Origin of the sequence: Dokdonella sp. (genome assembly GCF_039926425.1) — a bacterium.
Lineage (GTDB): Bacteria > Pseudomonadota > Gammaproteobacteria > Xanthomonadales > Rhodanobacteraceae > Dokdonella_A.
Genome location: NZ_JBDSWZ010000157.1, coordinates 1 through 4,210 on the forward strand (window position 1 = coordinate 1; position 4,210 = coordinate 4,210).

4 protein-coding genes and 1 pseudogene are annotated in these 4,210 nt (G+C 64.3%); 3 read left to right on the forward strand and 2 right to left on the reverse strand.

What is annotated here, in order from left to right:
- The coding region (locus tag ABIV12_RS09225) for a tryptophan 7-halogenase (protein WP_348058511.1) at nt 1–1,560 on the forward strand (1,560 nt) is incomplete at its 5' end.
- A gap of 4 nt (nt 1,561–1,564) precedes the next feature.
- Here ABIV12_RS09225 and fabG read toward each other — a convergent pair.
- Nucleotides 1,565–2,290 (reverse strand): 3-oxoacyl-ACP reductase FabG, encoded by a 726-nt coding sequence (fabG, locus tag ABIV12_RS09230; protein WP_348058513.1) that lies wholly within the window; start codon nt 2,288–2,290, stop codon nt 1,565–1,567.
- Between the two features lie 274 nt (nt 2,291–2,564).
- Here fabG and ABIV12_RS09235 point away from each other — a divergent pair, with 274 nt between their 5' ends.
- Nucleotides 2,565–3,074 (forward strand): sigma-70 family RNA polymerase sigma factor, encoded by a 510-nt coding sequence (locus ABIV12_RS09235; protein ID WP_348058517.1) that lies wholly within the window; start codon nt 2,565–2,567, stop codon nt 3,072–3,074.
- Between the two features lies 1 nt (nt 3,075).
- Nucleotides 3,076–3,747, forward strand: a complete 672-nt coding sequence (locus ABIV12_RS09240; RefSeq protein WP_348058515.1) for a hypothetical protein — start codon at nt 3,076–3,078, stop codon at nt 3,745–3,747.
- Between the two features lie 94 nt (nt 3,748–3,841).
- On the opposite strand, the pseudogene ABIV12_RS09245 reads toward ABIV12_RS09240, so the two are convergent.
- A pseudogene (locus tag ABIV12_RS09245) lies at nt 3,842–4,210 on the reverse strand (cytochrome-c peroxidase); the annotation flags it as partial.

The following is a 4,210-nucleotide window of genomic DNA, read 5'->3' on the forward strand; positions in this document are numbered from 1 at the left end:
GGCGGCGGCCTTGCCGGGCTGACGCTCGCGCTGCAGTTGCGCGCACGGTTCGCGGACCTGTCGATCGGGGTGATCGAGCGCCGCGCGCATCCGGTCGCGGAAGGGGCGCACAAGATCGGCGAATCGACGGTCGAGATCGGCGCGCATTACCTTGGTCACACGCTCGGCCTCGGCGAGCATCTGGAAAGCGCGCACATCCGAAAGTTCGGCTTCCGGTTTTTCTTTTCCGACGGTCGCAGCGACCTCGAAAACGTCACCGAGCTTGGCGTCAGCGACGTGCTGCCGACGCCGACCTATCAGATCGACCGCGGCATCCTCGAGAATTTCCTCGGTGAGGAAGCGCAGCGCCGAGGTATTGCGTTTGTCGACGACGCGATGGTGCGCGCCATCGATCTCGCCACCGACGGTGGCGACCATGAGGTCCGATTGTCAGTCGGCAACACGGAGCGCAGCGTGCGCTCGCGCTGGCTGGTGGATGCCAGTGGCCGCGCCGGCATGCTGAAGCGCAAGCTCGCACTCGACGTTCCGAACGCGCACGACGGCAACGCGGTGTGGTTCCGCATTGACGACCGCCTGACGATCGACGGCTGGTGCGCCGACCACAACTGGCAATCTCGCTGCAATCCCGCCGAGCGCTGGCGCTCGACCAACCACATGGTCGGCCCGGGCTATTGGGTGTGGCTGATTCCGCTCAGTTCCGGTGCGCACTCGGTCGGCATCGTCGCCGATGCGGCGATGCATCCGCTGGAATCCATGAACACGTTCGACAAAGCACTCGAGTGGCTCTCGGTGCATCAGCCGGTCGTCGCTCGCGAATGCGCCGCGCGGCGCGACAAGCTGATGGATTTTGCATTCCTGCGCGACTACTCGCACAGCTGCAAACAAGTGTTCTCCGGCGATCGCTGGGCAATCACTGGCGACGCCGGCGTGTTTCTCGATCCGTTCTATTCACCCGGCACCGACTTCATCGCAATCGGCAACACCTACATCTGCGAGATGGTTGCGCTGGACCGTGCTGGCAAGCCGCTCGGTCCGTACGCGCACATCTACCAGCAGATGTTCCAGTCGTTCTACGAGAACACGCTCAGCATCTACACCGGCCAATATCCGTTGTTCGGCGATGCCGAAGTGATGCCGATCAAGGTGATCTGGGACTACGCGTACTACTGGGGCGTGCTGTGCCAGCTGGTGTTCCAGGAACGCCTCGCGGACATCGGACTGCTCGGCGAACTGCGCGGCGAGTTCGAGCGCGCGCAAGAACTCAACCGTTCGATGCAGGCATTCTTCCGCGACTGGCATGTGCGCAGCCGCGGACGCAATCCCGCGCAGTTGCTCAACCAGAACGATCTCGACTGGTTCGTCGCGATGAACGCGGGGCTGCACGATGTGCTGACGCGCGAGCAACTGGTCGCGCGGCTGCGCGCGAACGTCGTGCTGATGGAGCGGCTCGACGCGACGATCCGCGCACGCGCGCTGGATGCATGCCCGGATCTGGACACCGGCATGTCCGAAGCCTGCTCCGACCCGTCGCCACCGGGTCTCTTCTCGCGAGCGGCGTGACGCCTCAGCCCATGCCTCCGTTGACGCCGATCACCTGGCCGTTGATGTACCCGGCTCCGTCGGAGCACAGGTAGCGCACCAGCGACGCTACTTCGTCGGGCGTGCCCGCGCGGCCGGCCGGCACGATTGCCTTGACCTGCGCATCGTCGAACGAAGCGTCCGCCATGTGTCCGGCAATGACGCCGGGCGCGACGACGTTCACCGTGATGTTGCGCGACGCCATCTCGCGCGCGAGCGATTTGCTGGCGCCGTGCAGCGCGGACTTCGCCGCCGCGTAGTTCACCTGACCGCGGTTGCCGAGGGCTGCCGCCACCGACGAGATCGACACGATGCGCCCCCAGCGCGTGCGCGCCATCGGCAGCAGCAATGGCTGCGTCACATGGAAGAAGCCGTGCAGCGACACGTCAATCACCCGTCGCCACTGTTCTTCGCGCATGCCGGCCATTGGCGCATCGTCGTGGATGCCGGCGTTGTGCACGATCACCTGGAGCGGCCCGCTTTCCAGCTGCGCCTCGAGCGCGGTGCGCGTCGCGTCGCCGTCGGTGAGGTCGAACGCAATCGCATCTGCGCGGCCTCCCTGCGCAAGGATCGACGCGACCACCGCCTGCGCGCGATCGATGCCCGAGTTGGCGTGCACCAGTACGTCAAAGCCCCCTCCCGCTAGCGCGCGGGCGATCGCGCCACCGATGTCGCCACTTCCGCCGGTGACCAGCGCGCGTTTGTTCTTCATTCCGTACTCTCTCCCGGCATGTGAATAGCGCTGGAGTGTAGGGCAGAAGTAAAAGCGGGAGATTGAAACATCAAGATCACGAAGGGAGAAGCCAGGTCTTTTTTCGCAAGAGCTTTCGCCTGACCCTTCTTCATCTTCTTCGGGTCCTTCGTGTTTCGATCTTTTTCCGTGGCTCTTGCTGTTTCTCCCGCTGTGATATTTCTTGCGCCCGTGCGAATCACCTTCCCGACAAACCGGATCGGGAGTGGCACGGGTGGCAACGGTGCAGGCGCAGATGACGACGGACCTTCGACGAGAACGCTTCCAGATGCTGATCGACCGGCACCGCGGAATCGTGCTCAAGGTCGCCAACACCTACAGCCGCCTGCCGGAGGACCGGCGCGACCTCGCCCAGGAAATCCTGACGCAGGCATGGAAATCTTTTTCTGCATGGGACCCCTCGCGCACGTTCTCGACCTGGGTGTACCGCATCGCGCTCAATGTGGCGATTTCACACGCGCGACGGCCTGATGATCGCAGCCGCCACATCGCGATCGACGACGACGGGGTGGAACCGACACATGACGATGACGGCGCGCGCGAAACGGACGACGGCCTCCGCGTGCTGTATCGCTGCATCGCCCGGCTCGATCCATTCAATCGGGCACTGCTTTTGCTGTACCTCGACGAGAAAAGCCAGCGCGAGATCGCCGACATCCTTGGCATCAGCGAAACCAATGTCTCGACGAAGATCGCGCGCTTGAAGCTTCGCATCCGTGACGACATCAACCCGACTGGAACCTGACATGGACTCGATCATGGAACTCGATGAATTGAAGACCGCGTGGCGCACGCTGGATCGCCGGCTCGAACAACAGAACGTCCTTCAGCACGCGCTGCTGAAGGATGGGCGAATGATGCGCGCGCGGCACGGATTGCGCCCGCTGGTCTGGGGCCAGGCGATCCAGATGCTGATCGGAGCGGTCGGCGCGTTGTGGTTCGCGCCGTTCTGGGTCGCGCATCGGCATGAGCCGTCGCTCCTCGTCGCCGGACTGGTGATGCATGCCTATTGCATCGGCCTCATCGTCGTCGGCGCAGTGATGCAGGTGCGCATTGCACACATCGACTACGCCTCGCCGGTTGTGGCGATCCAGCGCGAATTGCTCCGCCTACGGCAAACCTACATTGTTGGCGGCATGGTGCTCGGGCTGCCGTGGTGGTTCCTCTATGTGCCGCTGCTGATGGTGCTGTCGAGCGTGGGCGATGGCAGCAATCTGCTGGACACGGCGCCCGCCTTCGTCTTCGGCGGCGTCGGAATCGGCGCGTTGGGGCTGCTGATGACGTGGGTGCTTCATCGCTGGGCACAGCAACCGGCGCATGCCCGGATCGGCCGCTGGCTGGACGATACGGCGGCCGGCGCGAGCATCCGTCGCGCGCAAGCCGCGGTCGATGACCTCGCGCGCTTCGAGCTGGAGTGACGGCACGCCCGCGCGAGTCGCGTGCGTGTCGGTTTTCGTGGTCCAGCACGGAATGAATCGTCTCCGTGGTGTTCGTGGTCGAGGCTCCTGACCGCTAGTGGCGCGCGACGGCGTTTGCACGCTCGCGCCGCTCGGCACGGTACGGATTTTTCTTCACGTAACCGTCGGTCAGCGTGCCGAGAAATGCGATGACGTCGTCGATCTCCCGCTCGTCCAGCCGCGGCTTCATGCCCGGTGCCTGACCTTCAAACGGGGGGTCGCGATTGATGTTCGCGCGGTATTCGGTCGGCAGGTCGTCGTACGCTTCGACGCGGCCAGCGCTGTCCTTTGAATACCAGCGCTCCGGCGTGATGTCGCGTGTGACGTAGAACGCGACAACGTCGCGCAGGGATTGGAATTTCCCGTTGTGGAAGAACGTCCGGCGCAGCGCGACGTTGCGCAGCGTCGGTGTGCGGAACAGACC